Annotated in this window: 18 protein-coding genes and 1 pseudogene; 10 read left to right on the top strand and 9 right to left on the bottom strand. The window is 69.7% G+C overall.

The annotated features are described in order from the left end of the window. Positions 1 to 13: 13 nt before the first annotated feature. The 4 genes from sigM (at position 14) to trxA (ending at position 3,166) form a co-directional block, all read left to right on the top strand. Positions 14 to 703 (top strand): RNA polymerase sigma factor SigM, encoded by a 690-nt coding sequence (gene sigM, locus FGW37_RS16470; protein ID WP_179081739.1) that lies wholly within the window; start codon positions 14 to 16, stop codon positions 701 to 703. Then, complete coding sequence (locus FGW37_RS16465) at positions 700 to 1,704, top strand: anti-sigma factor (protein ID WP_179081738.1); 1,005 nt, start codon at positions 700 to 702, stop codon at positions 1,702 to 1,704. The genes sigM and FGW37_RS16465 overlap by 4 nt, the downstream gene beginning before the upstream one ends. 112 nt (positions 1,705 to 1,816) lie before the next feature. Next, positions 1,817 to 2,785, top strand: coding sequence for a thioredoxin-disulfide reductase (gene trxB / locus FGW37_RS16460; protein WP_179081737.1), 969 nt, complete (start codon positions 1,817 to 1,819; stop codon positions 2,783 to 2,785). Between the two features lie 51 nt (positions 2,786 to 2,836). Continuing rightward, positions 2,837 to 3,166, top strand: a complete 330-nt coding sequence (gene trxA, locus FGW37_RS16455) for a thioredoxin (protein WP_179081736.1) — start codon at positions 2,837 to 2,839, stop codon at positions 3,164 to 3,166. A gap of 95 nt (positions 3,167 to 3,261) precedes the next feature. Here trxA and FGW37_RS16450 read toward each other — a convergent pair whose 3' ends face one another. The 9 genes and pseudogenes from FGW37_RS16450 to rpmH form a co-directional block, all read right to left on the bottom strand. Then, positions 3,262 to 3,879 (bottom strand): GNAT family N-acetyltransferase, encoded by a 618-nt coding sequence (locus FGW37_RS16450; RefSeq protein ID WP_058045325.1) that lies wholly within the window; start codon positions 3,877 to 3,879, stop codon positions 3,262 to 3,264. Positions 3,880 to 4,180: 301 nt separating this feature from the next. Then, entirely contained in the window at positions 4,181 to 5,305 is a 1,125-nt protein-coding gene (locus FGW37_RS16445; protein WP_179081735.1) for a ParB/RepB/Spo0J family partition protein, read from the bottom strand. After that, positions 5,302 to 6,393 carry a ParA family protein gene (locus FGW37_RS16440; protein WP_179081734.1) on the bottom strand — a complete coding sequence of 364 codons (1,092 nt, stop codon included), beginning with the start codon at positions 6,391 to 6,393 and terminating at the stop codon, positions 5,302 to 5,304. Before FGW37_RS16440 ends, FGW37_RS16445 begins: the two co-directional genes overlap by 4 nt. Positions 6,394 to 6,679: 286 nt before the next feature. After that, positions 6,680 to 7,390, bottom strand: coding sequence for a 16S rRNA (guanine(527)-N(7))-methyltransferase RsmG (gene rsmG / locus FGW37_RS16435; RefSeq protein WP_179081733.1), 711 nt, complete (start codon positions 7,388 to 7,390; stop codon positions 6,680 to 6,682). A 156-nt stretch (positions 7,391 to 7,546) separates the two neighbouring features. Beyond that, positions 7,547 to 8,068: a Jag family protein gene (locus FGW37_RS16430; RefSeq protein ID WP_246430412.1), complete on the bottom strand. Its 522-nt coding sequence runs from the start codon at positions 8,066 to 8,068 to the stop codon at positions 7,547 to 7,549. Between the two features lie 14 nt (positions 8,069 to 8,082). Then, entirely contained in the window at positions 8,083 to 9,201 is a 1,119-nt protein-coding gene (gene yidC, locus FGW37_RS16425) for a membrane protein insertase YidC (RefSeq protein WP_179081732.1), read from the bottom strand. Positions 9,202 to 9,204: 3 nt separating this feature from the next. Beyond that, complete coding sequence (gene yidD, locus FGW37_RS16420) at positions 9,205 to 9,522, bottom strand: membrane protein insertion efficiency factor YidD (RefSeq protein ID WP_168097064.1); 318 nt, start codon at positions 9,520 to 9,522, stop codon at positions 9,205 to 9,207. A gap of 62 nt (positions 9,523 to 9,584) precedes the next feature. After that, positions 9,585 to 9,953 (bottom strand): annotated as a pseudogene (rnpA, locus tag FGW37_RS16415) (ribonuclease P protein component); the annotation flags it as partial. A gap of 25 nt (positions 9,954 to 9,978) precedes the next feature. Further along, complete coding sequence (gene rpmH / locus FGW37_RS16410; protein WP_003949374.1) at positions 9,979 to 10,116, bottom strand: 50S ribosomal protein L34; 138 nt, start codon at positions 10,114 to 10,116, stop codon at positions 9,979 to 9,981. Positions 10,117 to 10,538: 422 nt separating this feature from the next. Here rpmH and dnaA point away from each other — a divergent pair, with 422 nt between their 5' ends. The 6 genes from dnaA to gyrB all read left to right on the top strand — a co-directional run bounded on the left by dnaA (position 10,539) and on the right by gyrB (position 19,746). Beyond that, positions 10,539 to 12,512, top strand: a complete 1,974-nt coding sequence (dnaA, locus tag FGW37_RS16405; RefSeq protein WP_179081730.1) for a chromosomal replication initiator protein DnaA — start codon at positions 10,539 to 10,541, stop codon at positions 12,510 to 12,512. An 839-nt stretch (positions 12,513 to 13,351) separates the two neighbouring features. Further along, positions 13,352 to 14,482, top strand: a complete 1,131-nt coding sequence (gene dnaN, locus FGW37_RS16400; RefSeq protein WP_168097023.1) for a DNA polymerase III subunit beta — start codon at positions 13,352 to 13,354, stop codon at positions 14,480 to 14,482. Positions 14,483 to 14,613: 131 nt separating this feature from the next. Then, positions 14,614 to 15,489 (top strand): phosphogluconate dehydrogenase (NAD(+)-dependent, decarboxylating), encoded by an 876-nt coding sequence (gnd, locus tag FGW37_RS16395; protein WP_179081729.1) that lies wholly within the window; start codon positions 14,614 to 14,616, stop codon positions 15,487 to 15,489. Positions 15,490 to 15,574: 85 nt separating this feature from the next. Next, the gene (gene recF / locus FGW37_RS16390; protein WP_179081728.1) at positions 15,575 to 16,699 is read left to right on the top strand and encodes a DNA replication/repair protein RecF; all 1,125 of its coding nucleotides are present in this window, start codon (positions 15,575 to 15,577) and stop codon (positions 16,697 to 16,699) included. After that, positions 16,696 to 17,229 (top strand): DciA family protein, encoded by a 534-nt coding sequence (locus tag FGW37_RS16385; protein WP_179081727.1) that lies wholly within the window; start codon positions 16,696 to 16,698, stop codon positions 17,227 to 17,229. Before recF ends, FGW37_RS16385 begins: the two co-directional genes overlap by 4 nt. 468 nt (positions 17,230 to 17,697) lie before the next feature. After that, positions 17,698 to 19,746 (top strand): DNA topoisomerase (ATP-hydrolyzing) subunit B, encoded by a 2,049-nt coding sequence (gene gyrB / locus FGW37_RS16380; protein ID WP_179081726.1) that lies wholly within the window; start codon positions 17,698 to 17,700, stop codon positions 19,744 to 19,746. The last annotated feature ends 43 nt before the right edge of the window (positions 19,747 to 19,789 follow it).

The raw sequence follows: 19,789 nt of genomic DNA, 5'->3' as shown, positions 1-19,789 counted from the left end.
GGAGGGCTCGACGGTGGATGACGTCCTGCGTAACGGCCTCAGCGATGCCGATCTCCTCGCCCGGCACGTCGCCGGTGACCCCGACGCCTTCGGCGAGATCGTACGCAGACACCGTGACCGTCTCTGGGCCGTCGCCCTGCGCACCCTCGGCGACAGGGAAGAGGCCGCGGACGCCGTGCAGGACGCCCTGGTCTCCGCCTACCGCGCCGCACACACCTTTCGCGGGCAGTCCGCCGTCACCACGTGGCTGCACCGCATCACCGTCAACGCCTGTCTGGACCGGGCGCGCAAGGCCGCGTCGCGGCGCACCGCCCCTCTGGCCGAGACCGAGCGGCTGGAGCAGCTCATAGAGCCCCATGAATCCGCGGCCGCGCCCGCGGAGCGCGGGGACCTGCACCGGGAGCTGCTGCAGGCCCTGGCCACGCTCCCTCCCGATCAGCGCGCCGCCCTCGTCCTGGTGGACATGCAGGGCTATCCCGTCGCCGAGGCGGCCGAGGTGCTGGACGTTCCCGTCGGCACCGTGAAGAGCCGCTGCGCTCGGGGGCGGGCACGGCTTCTGCCGATCCTCACCCATCTGCGTCCCGGTGGCAGGGGTAGCCCACCGCTCGGCGGGGGAAGGAACCGGTCGCAGGGGGCGTCCGTCCCACCACCGGCAGGACAGAGCGACGCAGATCCAGTGAAGGGCGGAGGTGGGCGAGCGTGACTTCGATGACCGGCACGGATGGGCACCCGGAGGTCGCGGAGATCTCCGCGCTCACCGAGGGGGTGCTCTCACCGGCACGCACCGCGGACGTACGGGAGCACCTGGCGGCGTGCGAGCTGTGCGAGGACGTACGCAGCTCCCTGGACGAGATCCGGGGGGCGCTGGGGACCCTGCCCGGCCCGCCCCGTATGCCGTCGGACATCGCGGGCCGCATCGACGCCGCGCTCGCCGCCGAGGCACTGCTGGACTCGACCACACCGCCGTTCGGTGTCCCCGTTTCACGTGCTGCGGCCTCTCGGGGGGCGACCCCCGAACCCCCGGCCGACGGCCCGGTCCCCGTTTCACGTGAAACGGGGACCGGAGGGAAGAGGGAGAAGGGGGAGCAGGGGACGGGAGCCCCGGTTTCACGTGAAACCGTCGGCCGGCCCCACGGCCGCCCCCACGCCTCCACCGGCCCCGGCATGCCGGCACCGCCGTCCCGCAAGCCCCGGCGCTCGCGCGCCCGCCGCTGGCCCACCGTGCTCCTCAGCAGTGCCTGTGTCGCCGCCGTGCTCGGCGTGGGCGGCCTCTTCCTGCGGTCCGGTGGAACGGACGCTCCCACGGCGCCGCCCTCCAAGGACCGCCCGAGCAGTGCGTCGGCGTCTCGTCTCGGCTCCGGTGAGCTCTCGGCGCGGGTGCACGAACTCCTCAGGCCCCTGTCCTTCAGCCCGACCGAGCCCCGGGGGAAGACCGCCGGGGCCGGCGGGGACGCGCCCAACAGGACGCTGAGCGCCTCGGGCGGCACGGCGCCCTTCTGTGTCCGGCAGGGCATCGGCCGCCCGGAGCAGGCCCTGGCCTCCGAGCCGGACACCTATCAGGGTGAGGACGCCTACCTCGTCGTCCTGCCGCACCCTGGTGACACCGCGCTCGTCGACGCCTATGTGGTCTCTGCCACCTGCGTCGACGCGGGCTCCGCGACACCGGGCAAGGTATTGCTGACCAAGACGCTCTCACGCCTCTGAGCTCTCCCGGCCGCAGCAGGCACCCGCGGGAATGCCTGCCCCGTAGGATCCGTTGGGTGGGGTGAACCCCCTCAAGGACCGAGACAGCAGTCGGCAGACAAGGAAGACTCCCGTGAGCGACGTCCGCAACGTGATCATCATCGGCTCCGGGCCCGCGGGCTACACGGCCGCGCTCTACACCGCCCGCGCCTCGCTGAAGCCGCTGGTCTTCGAGGGCGCCGTGACCGCCGGTGGTGCGCTGATGAACACCACCGATGTCGAGAACTTCCCCGGCTTCCGTGAGGGCATCATGGGCCCGGACCTGATGGACAACATGCGGGCGCAGGCCGAGCGCTTCGGTGCCGAGCTGATCCCGGACGACATCATCGCGGTCGACCTGAGCGAAGAGATCAAGACCGTCACGGACTCCGCCGGCACCGTCCACCGCGCCAAGGCCGTGATCGTCACGACCGGCTCGCAGCACCGCAAGCTGGGCCTGCCCCGCGAGGACGAGCTCTCGGGCCGCGGTGTCTCGTGGTGCGCCACCTGCGACGGCTTCTTCTTCAAGGACCAGGACATCGCCGTCATCGGCGGCGGTGACACCGCGATGGAGGAGGCCACCTTCCTCTCGCGGTTCGCCAAGTCCGTCACCGTCGTCCACCGCCGTGACACCCTGCGGGCCAGCAAGGCCATGCAGGAGCGTGCCTTCGCCGACCCGAAGATCTCCTTCGTGTGGGACAGCGAGGTCGCCGAGATCCATGGCGAGAACAAGCTCTCGGGCCTGACCCTGCGCAACCTCAAGAGCGGCGAGACCTCCGAGCTGCCGGTGACCGGCCTGTTCATCGCGATCGGCCACGACCCGCGCACCGAGCTCTTCAAGGGGCAGCTGGAGCTGGACGACGAGGGGTACCTCAAGGTGGACGCCCCCTCCACCCGCACCAACCTGACCGGTGTGTTCGCCGCCGGCGACGTCGTGGACCACACCTACCGCCAGGCCATCACCGCCGCCGGTACCGGCTGCTCCGCGGCGCTGGACGCCGAGCGCTTCCTCGCCTCCCTCTCGCACAGCGACCACGTGCGCGAGCCCGAGAAGACCGCCTGATCCACCCCCCTCCCCCTCCCGCCCCCACGCAGAAGAAATAAGGAGACCTCCGTGGCCCTCAAGACGGTGACCGACAAGTCCTTCGACGAGGACGTCCTCAAGAGCGACAAGCCCGTACTGGTGGACTTCTGGGCCGAGTGGTGCGGTCCGTGCCGCCAGATCGCCCCCTCCCTGGAGGCGATCGCGGCCGAGCACGGCGACAAGATCGAGATCGTCAAGCTCAACATCGACCAGAACCCGACCACCGCTGCGAAGTACGGCGTGATGTCGATCCCGACCCTCAACGTCTACCAGGGTGGAGAGGTCGTCCAGACGATCGTCGGTGCCAAGCCGAAGGCCGCCCTCGAGCGCGAGCTGGACAGCTTCCTCAGCGCGGAGTGAGGCGACCGAGCGCACTGCTCGGTTTCACGTGAAACGGGTCCGTCCCTTCAGGGGACGGACCCGTTCGCATACCCGGTGCTCTGCGCACCGCGAGGTCACAGCGGCCGCAGCGCCGGCTCCTTCTGTACGGCACCCAGCAGGCGGTCCAGCGCGAGCTCGACGTCCTCCTTCCAGGAGAGCGCCGTCCTGAGCTCCAGCCGCAGCCGCGGATAGCGGGGATGCGGGCGCACCGTCTTGAAGCCGACGGCCAGGAGATGATCGGCCGGCAGCACACAGGCCGGTTCCTTCCAGCGCGCGTCGGCGAAGGCCTCGATGGCCTTGAACCCCCGCCGCAGGACGTCCTTCGCGGCGGTCTGCACCATCATCCGGCCCAGCCCCTGGCCCTGGAATCCCGGCGTCAGCCATGCCGTCATCAGCTGGACCGCATCCGCGGCAACAGGGCTGGTGGAGAAGGCGGCGGACCGAGGGACATAGGCGGGCGGCGCGTAGAGCACGAAACCCACCGGGACCTCGTCGACGTAAGCCACCCGGCCGCAGGATCCCCACTCCAGGAGGACCCCGGAGATCCAGGCTTCCTTCTCCAGCTCGGGCCGGCCCGCCTTCAGCGCGGCCTCACCACTGACCGGATCGAGTTCCCAGAAGACGCAGGAGCGACAGCGCTGGGGGAGGTCCGGGAGATTGTCCAGCGTGAGCGGTACGAGCCGACGCCCCATGGAGCCTGTTCCTCACTTCCGTCGCGTGCTGCCATACTCCGGGCGGCGCTCAGCGCACTCCGCTCCTGGAGGAGGCTGCCGACGAATCCGCCGACTGCTCCCAGGCCGAAGCCTGTTGCCATCAGTCCGGTCCGGCTCACCCATCGCATGGCCCCGCCCCTCCGCGAACTGTGTCAACGTGGTTGCGCCATACCCCAACGCATCGTATCCGTGCGTGCATTGAGCGAACAGCAGGACAAGGCAAAGGGCGGGTTGTGTTCCACGTGAAACACAACCCGCCCTTTGCCATCAGCTCCTGCTGTCAGTCCTCGTTCTCGTCCTCGTGGGAGAGCTTCTGCTCCAGCACCCGGCCCTCGCCCGGGGCGAGCGTGCCCAGGATGCGCTCCAGGTCCTCCATCGAGGCGAACTCGACGACGATCTTGCCCTTCTTCTGCCCGAGGTCGACCTTCACCCGGGTCTCGAAGCGGTCCGACAGCCGGGTGGCCAGGTCGGTCAGCGCCGGGGAGACCCGGGCGCCGGCGCGGGGGCCCTTGGACTTGGAGGTGCGGCGCTTCCCCGGGTCCATCGTCTTCACGATCTCTTCGACCGTGCGCACCGACAGCCCCTCGGCCACGATCCGCCCGGCGAGGTTCTCCTGCTCCTCGGGGTCGGTCACCCCGACCAGGGCACGGGCGTGACCGGCCATCAGCACACCGGCAGCGACCTTCTTCTGCACGACCGGCGTCAGCTTCAGCAGCCGCAGCGTGTTGGTCACCATCGGACGCGAGCGCCCGATCCGGTCGGCCAGCTCGTCGTGCGTGCAGTTGAAGTCCTTGAGGAGCTGGTCGTAGGCGGCGGCCTCCTCAAGGGGGTTCAGCTGGGCCCGGTGCAGGTTCTCCAGCAGCGCGTCGAGCAGCAGCTTGTCGTCTTCGGTCGCCCGGACGATGGCGGGGATCCGCTCCAGACCGGCCTTCCGGGACGCCCGCAAGCGCCGCTCTCCCATGATCAGCTCATAGCGCCCGGAGCCCAGAGGCCGGACCACCACGGGCTGGAGCAGGCCCACCTCGCGAATGGAGTGGACCAGCTCCGCGAGGGCGACATCGTCGAAGGCCTTCCGCGGCTGGTGCCGGTTGGGCTTGATCGCATCCAGCGGCAGCTCGGCGAAGTGCGCCCCGGCCACCATCTCCACCGACGCCGAGGCTGCGGCCGCGGCCGCAGCCTCGGCGCGGAGCACCTCCGCATCCGTTTCACGTGAAACGGTGAAGTCCTTCACCGGCAGCGTGGTCACCTTGGAAGCTGCCACCCCCCGCTCCGGCGCGAGTACCGGTACCGCGGTGGGGGACGTGGCATCGGGCCCCCCGGCGGGGCCGGCGCTCTCCGATGCCTTCGGCGCCGCTGGAATCAGGGCACCGAGCCCACGGCCCAGTCCTCTACGTCGATCGCTCACTGCAGCCCCTCCGACATGCTGTGCTGGTCTTGCTGTTGCTGGCGGCCCACCAGGTGAGCCTTACTGCCGTCGTAACGTACGCCGACCCCCCGCAGCGCGATCTCCCGGGCTGCCTCCAGATAGGAGAGCGCTCCGCTGGAGCCCGGGTCGTACGTCAGAACCGTCTGTCCATAGCTGGGCGCCTCGGAGATCCGGACGGAGCGGGGAATGCTGGTCCGCAGCACCTCGTGACCGAAGTGGGTGCGCACTTCATCGGCCACTTGGGAGGCCAGCCGGGTCCGCCCGTCGTACATCGTCAGCAGGATCGTCGAGACGTGGAGCTGGGGGTTGAGGTGCCCGCGCACCAGCTCGACGTTGCGCAGCAGCTGGCCGAGGCCCTCCAGGGCGTAGTACTCGCACTGGATGGGGATCAGCACCTCCGCGCCCGCGACCAGGGCGTTGACCGTCAGCAGGCCGAGCGAGGGCGGGCAGTCGATCAGGATGTAGTCCAGCGGCTGCTCATAGGCCTTGATCGCACGGTCCAGCCGGCTCTCGCGGGCGACGAGCGAGACCAACTCGATCTCGGCGCCCGCCAGGTCGATCGTGGCGGGCGCACAGAAGAGCCCCTCCACGTCGACGACCGGCTGCACCACGTCGGCGAGCTTCTTGCTGTCCACCAGGACGTCGTAGATCGACGGCACCTCGGCGTGGTGGTCGATGCCCAGGGCCGTCGAGGCATTGCCCTGGGGGTCGAGGTCGATGACCAGCACACGGTTGCCGTGGAGCGCCAGCGAGGCCGCCAGGTTCACGGTCGTCGTGGTCTTGCCCACGCCGCCCTTCTGGTTGGCGACCACCATGACCCGGGTCTGATCCGGCCGGGGCATCGGGGGAGGGGGCGTTTCACGTGAAACCGAGCTGAGGGCGTCGGCCGGGGGCTCGGGGGCTACACCCCGAGAATCCGCAGCAGGTGAAACAAGCTCCATCCCAGGTTCGGACTCGGCGGGGCGGGGACCGGGGACCGGGTCGGCCATCGGCCCCGCGATATCGGCGTCGGACCGCAAGGATTCACTCTCCTCGACATCAGGCTCGCAATGGACAGAGCCTGCCATGCTTTCGGGGTTGTGAACCAGCGAGGCCCGTTCTCCTGTGGATGAATCCACGGTTCCTGTGGATACACCGGCATGTTCAGCCGTCCGCTGACCGCGCGGTACGGCCGCGCGGCCCCGGCCGATGATTCCCTGCAGCAAGGAGCGTCGTTTCACGTGAAACACGATGCAGCGCACGCTCTGCGCCGCAGCGGCGACACTCCGCTACGGATAGGTTTGGCAGGTTGTATGGAGCATTGGCCTGCTCCCCAAGGGTGACCTCGGTGAGCAGGCCCTCACGCGCGCGGCCTCAGCGCCGGCGGCGCGACCGCCCCGCCGCCTTGGCCCGCTTGGCGGCGAAGCGCACACCGCCCGGGCTCTCCCCCACCTCGACCCGGACCACGGTGGACGGCGGGTCCACCACGCCCTGGCCGACCTGGAGCACCGAGGTCCGCACGACGCCGAGCTTGCTGAGCGCCGCACGGGCGCCCTTGAGCTCCTCCTCCGCGGTGTCGCCCTTGAGGGCGAGCATCTCGCCGTACGGCCGCAGCAGGGGCACGCCCCAGCCCGCCAGCCGGTCCAGCGGGGCCACAGCCCGGGCGGTGACGACATGCACCGGCTGCACCTTGCCGAGCATCTCCTCGGCGCGGCCACGGACGACGGTGACGTGATCCAGGCCCAGCAGCTCCACGACCTCCTGGAGGAAGGTCGTACGGCGAAGCAGCGGCTCCAGCAGCGTGATCTGGAGGTCCGGCCGGACCAGGGCCAGCGGGATGCCCGGCAGGCCGGCGCCCGAGCCCACGTCGCACACGGAGACGCCGTCCGGGACGGCCTCGGAGAGCACCGCGCAGTTCAGCAGGTGCCGCTCCCACAGCCGCGGAACCTCGCGGGGACCGATGAGACCACGCCGCACGCCCGCGTCCGCGAGCACCTCGGCGTACCGAACGGCCTCCGGCAGGCGGTCACCGAAAACCTCCCGGGCCTCCGGGGGCGCCGGGGGGAGCTCCGCTGCCTCATCCACGGGAAACCGTCCTTCCGTACGACGTCTCTCTGAGAATCACTGAGAATTCAGAGTCTGAATATCAGGCTGACAAGGATCGGCCCCGCCTGCGCGCAGACGGGGCCGGACACACCTAGAAGTGGGATCGAGAAACCGAGAGGGAACCGCTCAGGCAGCTCAGGCGGGGAGGACGACGACGAAGCGCTGGGGCTCCTCGCCCTCGGACTCGCTGCGCAGACCCGCGGCGGCCACGGCGTCGTGGACGACCTTGCGCTCGAAGGGCGTCATCGGGTCCAGCTTGACCGCGGCACCGGTGCTGCGGGCCTCGGCGGCCGCCTGGGCGCCCACCTTCGCCAGCTCCTCGCGCTTGCGGGCACGGAAGCCGGCGATGTCCAGCATGAGGCGGCTGCGGTCGCCGGTCTCCCGGTTCACGGCCAGACGGGTGAGCTCCTGGAGCGCCTCCAGCACCTCGCCGTCGCGGCCGACCAGCTTCTGCAGGTCGCGGCTGGTCGAGTCGCTGATGATCGACACCGCGGCGCGGTCGGCCTCGACATCCATGTCGATGTCGCCGTCGAGGTCGGCGATGTCCAGCAGACCCTCGAGGTAGTCGGCCGCGATCTCGCCCTCCTGCTCCAGGCGGGACAGGGTGTCGGTGCCCTCGGCGGCGACACCGCTGGTCTGGCGCTGCGTGTCCGTCACGGTGGACTCCTTCATTACTTCTTGGAGGGGTGCTTGGGCCGCTGCGGGCCACTCTTGCGCTGCCCGGACTTGGATCCGCCGCCGGCCTGCCCGGGCTTTCCGCCCTTGGCGCCCTTGGCTTCCCCGGCGTCCGTGCCCTGCTTCTTCTCGAGCGAGGGCTTCTGCTCCGTGGAGTCCGTCGTGGCGGTCGTGGCGGTGGTCCCGGCGACCTGGCGCTTGGCCTTGGTCTGGCGCTTGGGCTGCTGGCGGGCGGCGCGCGCGGCCTCGACGGCCTTCTTGGCCTCGACCTCGGCCGGGTCCTCCTTGAGCTTGCCCTTGGCCCGCAGGCGCTCCTGGCGCTGCTTGAAGGCGACGCTGCCCGGAGTCGGGTTACGGCGGATGATGAACATCTGCTGACCCATGGTCCACACGTTGGTGGTCAGCCAGTAGACGAGGACACCGACGGGGAAGTTGATGCCGAGGACGGCGAAGATGATCGGGAAGACGTACATCAGCATCTTCTGCTGCTGCATGAACGGCGTCTTCACCGAGAGGTCGACGTTCTTCGTCATCAGCTGGCGCTGCGTGTAGAACTGCGACAGCGACATCAGAACGATCATGACGACCGTGACGACGCGGACGTCCAGCAGCGTGGCGCCGAAGGACTGGACCTTCTCCGCGGAGGACAGGAAGGTCACCGACAGCGGGGCGCCGAAGATGTGCGCCTCACGCGCGCTGGTCAGCAGCGACTGGTCGATGACACCGACCGTCTTGCCCTGCGCGATGTGGTTCAGGACCTGGTACAGCGAGATGAAGAAGGGCGACTGGGCCAGGATCGGAAGGCAGCTCGAGAGAGGGTTGGTGCCCGTCTCCTTGTAGAGCTTCATCATCTCTTCGGACTGGCGCTGCTTGTCGCTCTTGTAGCGCTCCTGGATCGCCTTCATCTTCGGCTGGAGCGCCTGCATGTTCCGCGTGGCCTTGATCTGCTTCACGAAGAGCGGGATCAGGCAGATACGGATCAGGACCACCAGGGAGACGATGGACAGACCCCACGCCCAGCCGCTGTTCTCGTCGAAGACAAGGCTGTACAGCGAGTGGAACTGGACGATGATCCAGGAAACTGCGTAATAGAGAGGACCGAGGATCGTGTCCACGAATCAGGCTCCTTGGGCGTTGGGCTGAGTCTCGGGCTGTGCGGCAGGCCCCGAGGCGGGGTTCCCGCCCAGTCGGCTCCTCAGCCGCTGGTGCCAGACCGGACGCTTCCGGGGAGGTACGTGGTCGACGCCACCGAGCGACCACGGATTGCAGCGCAGGATGCGCCAGGCCGTGAGCGCCGTTCCTTTGACCGCGCCGTGCACGTCAATGGCGGTGTAGCCATAGTGCGAGCACGACGGGTAGTACTTGCAGACCGGGCCCAGGAGTGGGCTGATGGTCCACTGATAGAGCTTGATCAGCCACAGCAGCGGATACTTCACCGTGCGCTCCCTCCCTGGCTTCGGCCAAGGTCCCGAGGGATGCCCTCGGGGGGATCGGAACGGCGCGGCGCCCCTCCCAACAGCCGCTGCAGTGCGGTGTCAAGATCACGGGCCAGCTCATCGTGGTCCGCCTCGCCCGAGCCGGGCAGGGCCCGTACCACCACCAGGCTACCGGCGGGCAGCTGATCGAGCCGGTCACGCATCAGGTGGCGAAGCCTGCGCTTCACCAGATTGCGGACAACGGCGACGCCGACGGCCTTGCTGACGACGAAACCCGCACGCACCGGGGGAGCATTCTCCCCGGGTGTGTGCGGGTCCGTTGTACCGCTACGGAGGTGGACGACGAGGAGCGGGCGCCCGGCCCTGCGTCCTCGGCGCACCGCGGTCGCAAAGTCCTCGCGCCGCCTCAGCCGATTGTCGGTAGGCAGCACGGCATGGACCTATTGGTCAGGCTGCTCAGGCCGACAGACGGGCGCGACCCTTGCCACGGCGGGACGCGAGAATCGCGCGGCCGGCACGGGTGCGCATGCGCAGGCGGAAGCCGTGGGTCTTCGCGCGGCGGCGGTTGTTCGGCTGGAAGGTGCGCTTGCTCACTCGGGGGCTCCAGAAATGAATCGGTGGTGGCGGGACATCGCCTGGCTGTCACCGTGCGCCCACGAGAAGCTCGCAACGCCCGAGTGCACCGCTTCATAACCGCATCAGAGACTCGACACGATCTTTGCCCATCGGAGGCAGGCGGCAGCAGCCATCGACAACTCGACCTGGTCACGGTACGCGCGGCTACGCCATTCGGTCAAACCGGCAGCGCACCAGGGATACACCGTAGCCCGCCGCGGGCCGGTGGGACGACACGCCCCGCCCCATGGCACATTTGTACACACCCTGTGGACAACGACTTGAACCACGCACCGCGGCCTGACTACCGTGGCTGAACTCCGAATCCTTCCCGCCCGTCCCGAGAACCACACATTCGTGGGACTCACGGGGCGCCCCCAGTGACTGAGAGAGCGTGCCCTGTGGCTGACCTGCCTGCCGATCTTGCCGCAGTGTGGCCGCGCGTGCTCGACCAGCTCCTGGGAGAGGGCCGGGACAAGCGCGGCCAGGGCGTCGAGTCCAAGGACGAGCACTGGATCAAGCGGTGCCAGCCGCTGGCCCTCGTCGCGGACACCGCCCTGCTGGCCGTGCCCAACGAATTCGCCAAGGGCGTGCTGGAGGGCCGGCTGGCCCCGATCGTCAGCGAGACGCTCAGCCGCGAGTGCGGCCGCCCCATCCGGATCGCGATCACCGTCGACGACTCCGCGGGCGAGCCTCCCGCCGAGCGCCCCCAGGCCCCGCAGCAGCCCCGCTACGAGGAGCCCGCGGGCCGGGGCGGCGGCCAGGGCCGCGACGCCTACGAGAGCCGCGACGGCTACGAGGGCTACGACAGCGGCGCCTACGAGGGCCGCGAGAGTTACGGCCGCCAGGCGCCCTCCGACGACCTGCCGTCCGTGCGCCCCGCCTACCCGGACTACCAGCAGCAGCGCCCCGAGCCCGGCGCCTGGCCGCGCCACTCGGCCCCTTCCGGGCCGCCGGTGCCGCCTCCGGGCGACCGCGGGGAGCGTGGCGAGCGTGGCGAGCGCGGTGACCGAGGCGACAGAAACGACTACAGCTGGCAGCAGCAGCGGCTCGGCGGCTTCGCCGAGGGCGAACGCGATCCGTACGCCTCGCAGCACTCGGGCGGCTCCTACGAGCAGCAGCCGTACGACCAGCCCGGCTCGTACGACCAGCAGGGCGCGTACGACCAGGCGTCCGACTACCGGTCGCAGCCGCCCGAGCGCATGCCGTACGAGCAGCAGCGCCGCGATCTGCCCGAGAGCCACCACCCGCGCGGCGGCGAGCGCGGCGAGCGGCCCGTGTCCGGTGGCGCCCCCGGCCCCCTCGCGGCCAAGCCCGCCCCGGCGCCGGGCCCCGGCGAGCCGACCGCCCGGCTGAACCCGAAGTACCTCTTCGACACCTTCGTCATCGGAGCGTCCAACCGCTTCGCGCACGCCGCCGCGGTCGCAGTGGCCGAGGCGCCGGCGAAGGCGTACAACCCCCTCTTCATCTACGGCGAGTCGGGCCTGGGGAAGACCCACCTGCTGCACGCCATCGGGCACTACGCGCGCAGCCTCTACCCGGGCACGCGCGTGCGCTACGTGAGCTCCGAGGAGTTCACCAACGAGTTCATCAACTCCATCCGCGACGGCAAGGCGGACGCGTTCCGCAAGCGCTACCGCGACATGGACATCCTGCTGGTCGACGACATCCAGTTCCTGGCGAGCAAGGAGTCGACGCAGGAGGAGTTCTTCCACACCTTCAACACGCTCCACAACGCCAACAAGCAGATCGTGCTGTCCTCGGACCGGCCGCCCAAGCAGCTGGTGACCCTGGAGGACCGGCTGCGCAACCGCTTCGAGTGGGGCCTGATCACGGACGTCCAGCCGCCGGAGCTGGAGACCCGGATCGCGATCCTGCGCAAGAAGGCGGTGCAGGAGCAGCTCAACGCCCCGCCGGAGGTCCTGGAGTTCATCGCCTCCCGCATCTCGCGCAACATCCGCGAGCTGGAGGGCGCGCTGATCCGGGTGACGGCTTTCGCGAGCCTGAACCGCCAGCCCGTCGACCTGGGCCTGACCGAGATCGTCCTCAAGGACCTGATCCCGGGCGGTGAGGACGCCTCGCCGGAGATCACGGCGCCGGCCATCATGGCGGCGACGGCGGACTACTTCGGGCACACCGTCGAGGACCTGTGCGGGGCCTCGCGCAGCCGCGTGCTGGTGACGGCGCGCCAGATCGCGATGTACCTGTGCCGCGAGCTCACGGACCTGTCGCTGCCGAAGATCGGTGCACAGTTCGGCGGCCGCGACCACACGACGGTGATGCACGCGGACCGGAAGATCCGTGCGCTGATGGCCGAGCGGCGCTCCATCTACAACCAGGTGACCGAGCTGACGAACCGCATCAAGAACGGCTGACAAGAGCGGCTGACGAGACGCGGGAACCGCCTGAGGGCGCTTCGGGACGCTTCCCGGAGCGCCCTTTCGCGGTCCCGGGCGTCCCCAGCCGTGGACGGCTCTGTTCGATTCCGTGCGCCGTACCCGGGGTTCTCCACAGATTCCTTGCCGACCGGCTGTCCACACGTTGGGGACTGCGAAGTTGTCCAGACACTGTCCACAGAGGAGGCTGTTGATAGTCCATCAGGCGAGGTCAGCGGCGTGTGGATTTGTGGCCGACGGGATTCCACAGCCTGTGGACGACGGATTCACCCACAAGGCGGCATGAGCGTTGTCCACCGGCGGCCCACAGGCCGGTGGATGTTGTACACAGCCTTTCCACACCTCTGTCCACTGTTCGGCAACGAAACGCCCGAGGTCACCGCCCCGAGTGAAAGGCGTCACACCAAGGTGCCGGATTGGGCTGTGGGGAACCTGGGTAAAACTGGGGACAGCCCTGGGGAGAAGTGCGCCCTGCCTGTGCACCGGTTGTGCAGAACTTTCCGCGGTCCACAGCACACCCCGCTTATCCACCGCCCCCACCCACAGGCCCGGTGGACAAAAAACCGGCGTTGACCTGGGCAAAGACGGTTGTCCACCGTTTCCACAGGCCCTACTACTACGACCACAGAGATCAAGCGGGGAACTCGTTTCGAAGTGGGTCCTGTGCACAACTCGGCTGCGGACCGCGCCACGCCCTCCGACCCGACTTGACCCCGAGACGCACCAGCTGTCAGCGGTGTGCGTCAGACTGGTCTCCGGCAAGCAGCCGACGAAGACGCCAGCAGGGCGAGCCAGCAACAAGCAGGAGGCGGTTTCCGGTGAAGATCCGGGTGGAGCGCGATGTACTCGCGGAGGCAGTGGCCTGGGCGGCCCGCAGCCTCCCGGCCCGTCCGCCGGTGCCCGTCCTCGCGGGCCTTCTCCTGAAGGCCGAGGAGGGCTCCCTCAGCCTCTCCGGCTTCGACTACGAGGTCTCGGCCCGCGTCTCGGTCGACGCCGATGTGGAGGAGGACGGCACCGTCCTCGTCTCCGGCCGCCTCCTCGCCGACATCTGCCGCGCACTTCCCAACAGGCCTGTGGAAATCTCCACCGACGGTGTGCGCGTCACCGTGGTCTGCGGCTCCTCGCGATTCACACTCCACACCCTGCCTGTGGAGGAGTACCCGGCCCTGCCCCAGATGCCCACGGCCACGGGCACCGTCCCGGCCGAGGTCTTCGCCGCCGCTGCCGCCCAGGTCGCCATCGCCGCCGGCCGTGACGACACCCTGCCGGTGCTCACCGGTGTCCGCATCGAGATCGAGGGCGACACCGTCACCCTGGCCTCCACCGACCGCTACCGCTTCGCGGTCCGCGAGTTCATGTGGAAGCCCGAGACGCCGGACATCTCCGCCGTCGCCCTGGTTCCCGCCAAGACCCTGCTGGACACCGCCAAGTCCCTCAGCGGCGGCGACTCCGTCTCGATCGCCCTGGCCGGCTCCGGCAAGGGCGAGGGCCTGATCGGCTTCGAGGGCGCCGGCCGCCGCACCACCACGCGCCTGCTCGAGGGCGACCTGCCGAAGTACCGCACGCTCTTCCCGACCGAGTTCAACTCCGTCGCCGTGATCGAGACCGCCCCGTTCGTCGAGGCCGTCAAGCGCGTCGCGCTGGTCGCCGAGCGCAACACCCCGGTGCGGCTGAGCTTCGAGCAGGGCGTGCTGATCCTCGAGGCCGGCTCCAGCGACGATGCACAGGCTGTGGAGCGAGTGGACGCCGCGCTCGAGGGTGACGACATCTCGATCGCGTTCAACCCCGGCTTCCTGCTGGAGGGTCTGTCGGCGATCGACTCCCCGGTCGCCCAGCTGTCCTTCACGACGTCGACGAAGCCGGCGCTGCTGAGCGGCAAGCCCGCGCTCGACGCGGAGGCGGACGACGCGTACAAGTACCTGATCATGCCGGTGCGGCTCTCGGGCTGACGCTCCCTTGCGGGACCGGCCCCGGCGGGGGCACTCACCCTTTGAGCGCCCCCGCCCCACAGGTGTGCAGCGCCTGCCCGGCGTAGGCTCAGACCCAGGTACGAACCCACTCAAGGCATAGAGGATCACCCATGGAGCTCGGTCTCGTCGGTCTCGGCAAGATGGGCGGCAACATGCGCGAGCGCATCCGCCGCGCAGGCCACACCGTCATCGGATACGACCGCAACCCGGACCTCGCGGATGTCAGCAGCCTCAAGGAGCTGGTGGACTCCCTCCAGGGGCCGCGCGTCGTATGGGTCATGGTCCCGGCCGGCGCCGCGACGCAGGCCACCATCGACGAGCTCGGCGAGCTGCTCTCCCCGGGCGACGTCGTCGTCGACGGCGGCAACTCCCGCTGGACGGACGACGAGAAGCACGCCGAGGAGCTGGGCGCCAAGGGCATCGGCTTCGTCGACTGCGGCGTCTCCGGCGGCGTCTGGGGCCTGGAGAACGGCTACGCCCTGATGTACGGCGGCGACGCCGCGAACGTCGCCCGCGTCCAGCCGGTCTTCGACGCGCTCAAGCCCGAGGGCGACTTCGGCTCCGTGCACGCGGGCAAGGTCGGCGCCGGCCACTTCGCCAAGATGGTCCACAACGGCATCGAGTACGCCATGATGCAGGCCTACGCCGAGGGCTGGGAGCTGCTGGAGAAGGTCGACTCCGTCACCGACGTGCGCGAGGTCTTCCGCAGCTGGCAGGAGGGCACGGTCATCCGCTCCTGGCTGCTGGACCTGGCGGTCAACGCCCTCGACCAGGACGAGCACCTCGACAAGCTGCGCGGCTACGCGGCCGACTCCGGCGAGGGCCGCTGGACGGTCGAGGCCGCGATCGACAACGCCGTGCCGCTGCCCGCGATCACCGCGTCGCTCTTCGCCCGCTTCGCGTCCCGCCAGGACGACTCCCCGCAGATGAAGATGATCGCGGCGCTGCGCAACCAGTTCGGCGGCCACGCCGTCGAGAGCAAGTAGTCACGAGCAAGTAGTAACCGGCACCACAGCAGTAACAGCATCACCAGCAGGACGAGCAGTACACAGCGGAAGAGGTCGGCGCACCATGCATGTCTCGCATCTGTCGCTGGCCGACTTCCGCTCGTACGCCCGGGTCGAGGTCCCGCTCGACCCGGGCGTCACGGCGTTCGTGGGGCCCAACGGCCAGGGCAAGACCAATCTCGTCGAGGCGATCGGCTATCTGGCCACCCTCGGCAGCCACCGGGTCTCCTCGGACGCCCCCCTGGTCCGGATGGGCGCCGACCGCGCCGTCGTGCGCGCGGCCGTCGTCCAGGGCGAGCGCCAGCAGCTGATAGAGCTGGAGCTCAATCCCGGCAAGGCGAATCGCGCCCGGATCAACCGGTCGTCCCAGGTCAGGCCGCGTGACGTGCTCGGCATCGTGCGGACGGTGCTGTTCGCTCCGGAGGACCTGGCCCTGATCAAGGGCGACCCCGGCGAGCGCCGCCGCTTCCTGGACGAGCTGATCACCGCGCGCTCCCCGCGCATGGCGGGCGTCCGCTCCGACTACGAGCGGGTCCTCAAGCAGCGCAACACCCTCCTCAAGAGCGCGGCGATGGCCCGCCGCCACGGCGGCCGCGGTCTCGACCTGTCCACGCTCGACATCTGGGACCAGCACCTGGCCCGCGCCGGCGCCGAGCTGCTGGCCCGGCGCCTCGACCTGATCGACGAGCTGCGGCCGCTGGCCGACAAGGCCTACGAGCAGCTGGCCCCCGGCGGCGGCCCGGTGTCCTTCGAGTACCGGGGCCCGGCCGCGATCGAGGGCGCGCGCAGCCGCGAGGAGCTCTACGAGGCGCTGCTGGCGGCGCTCGCCGAAGCCCGCAAGCAGGAGATCGAGCGCGGCGTGACGCTGGTCGGCCCGCACCGGGACGACCTCCTCCTCAAGCTCGGCCGGCTGCCCGCCAAGGGGTACGCGAGCCACGGCGAGTCCTGGTCGTACGCGCTGGCGCTGCGCCTGGCCTCGTACGAGCTGCTGCGCTCCGAGGGCAACGAGCCGGTGCTCGTCCTGGACGACGTCTTCGCGGAGCTGGACGCCCGGCGCCGCGAGCGGCTGGCGGAGCTGGTGGCCCACGGCGAGCAGGTCCTGGTGACCGCCGCGGTGGACGACGACGTTCCGGCGGTCCTCACCGGCGCCCGGTACGCGGTCTCGGAAGGCAAGGTCGAGCGCGTATGAGTACGCCCTCCGAGCCGCCGAGGACGCCCGAGCCGTCCGGCGTGGACCTGGCGCGTGTCGCGCTGCGCGCCGCCAAGGAGCAGGCGAAGGCGCGGGGCGCCGCGGCCCAGCAGAAGAAGCACGTCCGCCGCGGCGGGGTACTGCGCTCCGGGGCGCGCGCCGACGGCCGCGACCCGCTGCCGCTGGGCGCCGCCATCAACAGGCTGATCACCGAGCGGGGCTGGGAGAAGCCCGCTGCGGTGGGCGGGGTGATGGGCCGCTGGCCGCAGATCGTGGGCGACACGCTGGCCCTGCACTGCGCGCCGCAGAACTTCGACGAGGACTCCCACGTCCTGACGGTGCAGTGCGACTCGACGGCGTGGGCGACGCAGCTGCGCCTGCTGGCCCCCCAGCTGGTGGCCCGGCTCAACGACGACCTCGGCCACGGCACCGTGCGGACGATCAAGGTGCTGGGCCCGGGCGGCCCGAGCCGCCGCTACGGCTCGCTGCGCGCTCCCGGCAGCACGGGTCCGGGCGACACGTACGGCTGACGCCGGGTGCCCGGCGGGCCCCTTTTCGGACGGCCCGCGCGTGCCTCGGCCGTGCCTCGACCCTGCCCGGCGGGGGGCGGTGACTGCGGGGACGGATGAGGGCCTGTGGTGCTCCCGTGGGAACCGAGCGCCCGGTGATCCGCGTGACCTGGGGTGATCCGGTGCGACGGGGGGTACGCCGGGGCCGGCGCTGAGACCCCGCTCACGGTAGCGGGCGGTTGACAGCCCGAAGCGCTGAGTGCCGCTGTGAGCCTCTTGGAGCCCGGGTCCACATATAGGGAGTCGGCTGATGCCGGTTCAGGGCGGCACGTGCAGGCTCAGGCACCGCCAAACCCCCATTCATGTCAGCGCTACCGGTAGACTGGTGCCAATCCCGCCGGCTCGCGGGACTCGTCGACCAACGCAGAACGACGCAGCCGCTCCTGCCTGCCTCGGGTGGGGTCTCCCCGCCGCAGTCGGGGATGGCCTGTGCTGTGCCAGAAAGGGCGCTTCGTGGCCGATTCCGGCAACCCCAACGAGAACACCACCCCTTCCACGGACGGTGCGGCGGAGACCGCACCCGCGGAGGGCGCACCCGCGTCCTACGACGCCAGTGCGATCACCGTCCTGGAGGGCCTGGACGCCGTCCGCAAGCGGCCCGGCATGTACATCGGCTCGACCGGTGAGCGCGGCCTGCACCACCTCGTGTACGAGGTCGTGGACAACTCCGTCGACGAGGCCCTCGCGGGCCACGCGGACACCATCGACGTGACGATCCTTTCCGACGGCGGCGTGCGCGTCGTCGACAACGGCCGTGGCATCCCGGTGGGCATCGTCCCCTCCGAGGGCAAGCCCGCCGTCGAGGTCGTCCTGACCGTGCTGCACGCGGGCGGCAAGTTCGGCGGCGGCGGCTACGCGGTCTCCGGCGGTCTGCACGGCGTCGGCGTCTCGGTCGTCAACGCGTTGTCGACGCGCGTCGCGGTCGAGGTGAAGACCGACGGCTTCCGCTGGACCCAGGACTACAAGCTCGGTGTCCCCACCGCCCCGCTGCAGCAGAACGAGGCGACCGACGAGCACGGCACCTCGGTCACCTTCTGGGCCGACGGCGACATCTTCGAGACCACCGAGTACTCCTTCGAGACGCTCTCGCGGCGCTTCCAGGAGATGGCGTTCCTGAACAAGGGCCTCACCATCTCGCTGACGGACGAGCGCCCGGCCCACGTGGACGAGGAGGGCAAGCCCCTCAACGTCCGCTACCACTACGAGGGCGGCATCTCCGACTTCGTCCGCTACCTCAACTCGCGCAAGGGCGAGGTCATTCACCCCACGGTGATCGACTTCGAGGCCGAGGACAAGGAGCGGATGCTCTCCCTCGAGGTCGCGATGCAGTGGAACACCCAGTACACCGAGGGTGTCTACAGCTTCGCGAACACCATCCACACCCACGAGGGCGGTACGCACGAGGAGGGCTTCCGCGCGGCGCTCACCGGTCTGATCAACCGCTACGCGCGCGACAAGAAGCTGCTCCGCGAGAAGGACGACAACCTCACGGGCGACGACATCCGCGAGGGTCTGACGGCGATCATCTCCGTCAAGCTGGGCGAGCCGCAGTTCGAGGGCCAGACCAAGACCAAGCTGGGCAACACCGAGGCCAAGACCTTCGTGCAGAAGGTCGTCCACGAGCAGCTGACGGACTGGCTGGACCGCAATCCGAACGAGGCCGCGGACATCATCCGCAAGTCCATCCAGGCGGCCACCGCCCGTGTGGCGGCCCGCAAGGCGCGCGACCTCACCCGTCGCAAGGGACTGCTGGAGACGGCGTCGCTGCCGGGCAAGCTGTCCGACTGCCAGTCGAACGACCCGATCAAGTGCGAGATCTTCATCGTCGAGGGTGACTCCGCCGGCGGCTCGGCCAAGTCCGGCCGGAACCCGCAGTACCAGGCGATCCTCCCGATCCGCGGCAAGATCCTCAACGTGGAGAAGGCGCGGATCGACAAGATCCTGCAGAACCAGGAGATCCAGGCGCTGATCTCCGCCTTCGGCACCGGTGTGCACGAGGACTTCGACATCGCGAAGCTCCGCTACCACAAGATCATCCTGATGGCGGACGCCGACGTCGACGGTCAGCACATCAACACCCTGCTGCTCACCTTCCTCTTCCGCTTTATGCGTCCGCTGGTCGAGGCCGGGCACGTCTACCTCTCCCGTCCCCCGCTCTACAAGATCAAGTGGGGCCGGGACGACTTCGAGTACGCCTACTCCGACCGCGAGCGCGACGCCCTGATCCAGCTCGGCCGCGAGAACGGCAAGCGGATCAAGGACGACTCGGTCCAGCGCTTCAAGGGTCTCGGCGAGATGAACGCCGAGGAGCTGCGCGTGACCACCATGGACGTCGACCACCGCGTCCTCGGCCAGGTCACCCTGGACGACGCCGCGCAGGCGGACGACCTGTTCTCGGTGCTCATGGGCGAGGACGTCGAGGCCCGGCGCTCCTTCATCCAGCGCAACGCCAAGGACGTCCGCTTCCTCGACATCTGAGCCTGTCGGCCCATCCCGAGACAGCCGCAGCGCGAAAGGACTT

It is taken from the genome of Streptomyces rectiverticillatus, from assembly GCF_013394065.1.
Lineage (GTDB): Bacteria > Actinomycetota > Actinomycetes > Streptomycetales > Streptomycetaceae > Streptomyces > Streptomyces rectiverticillatus.
The sequence above is the reverse complement of the archived record's forward strand: the minus strand, read 5'-3'. Positions and strand labels throughout refer to the sequence as shown.

Bases quoted from the DNA above. Each gene is read 5' to 3' on its own strand.
- gnd (WP_179081729.1), top strand. From the start codon at position 14,614: ATGGAGCTCGGTCTCGTCGGTCTCGGCAAGATGGGCGGCAACATGCGC.
- FGW37_RS16440 (WP_179081734.1), bottom strand. From the start codon at position 6,393: ATGGCAGGCTCTGTCCATTGCGAGCCTGATGTCGAGGAGAGTGAATCC.
- FGW37_RS16385 (WP_179081727.1), top strand. From the start codon at position 16,696: ATGAGTACGCCCTCCGAGCCGCCGAGGACGCCCGAGCCGTCCGGCGTG.
- FGW37_RS16450 (WP_058045325.1), bottom strand. From the start codon at position 3,879: ATGGGGCGTCGGCTCGTACCGCTCACGCTGGACAATCTCCCGGACCTC.
- recF (WP_179081728.1), top strand. From the start codon at position 15,575: ATGCATGTCTCGCATCTGTCGCTGGCCGACTTCCGCTCGTACGCCCGG.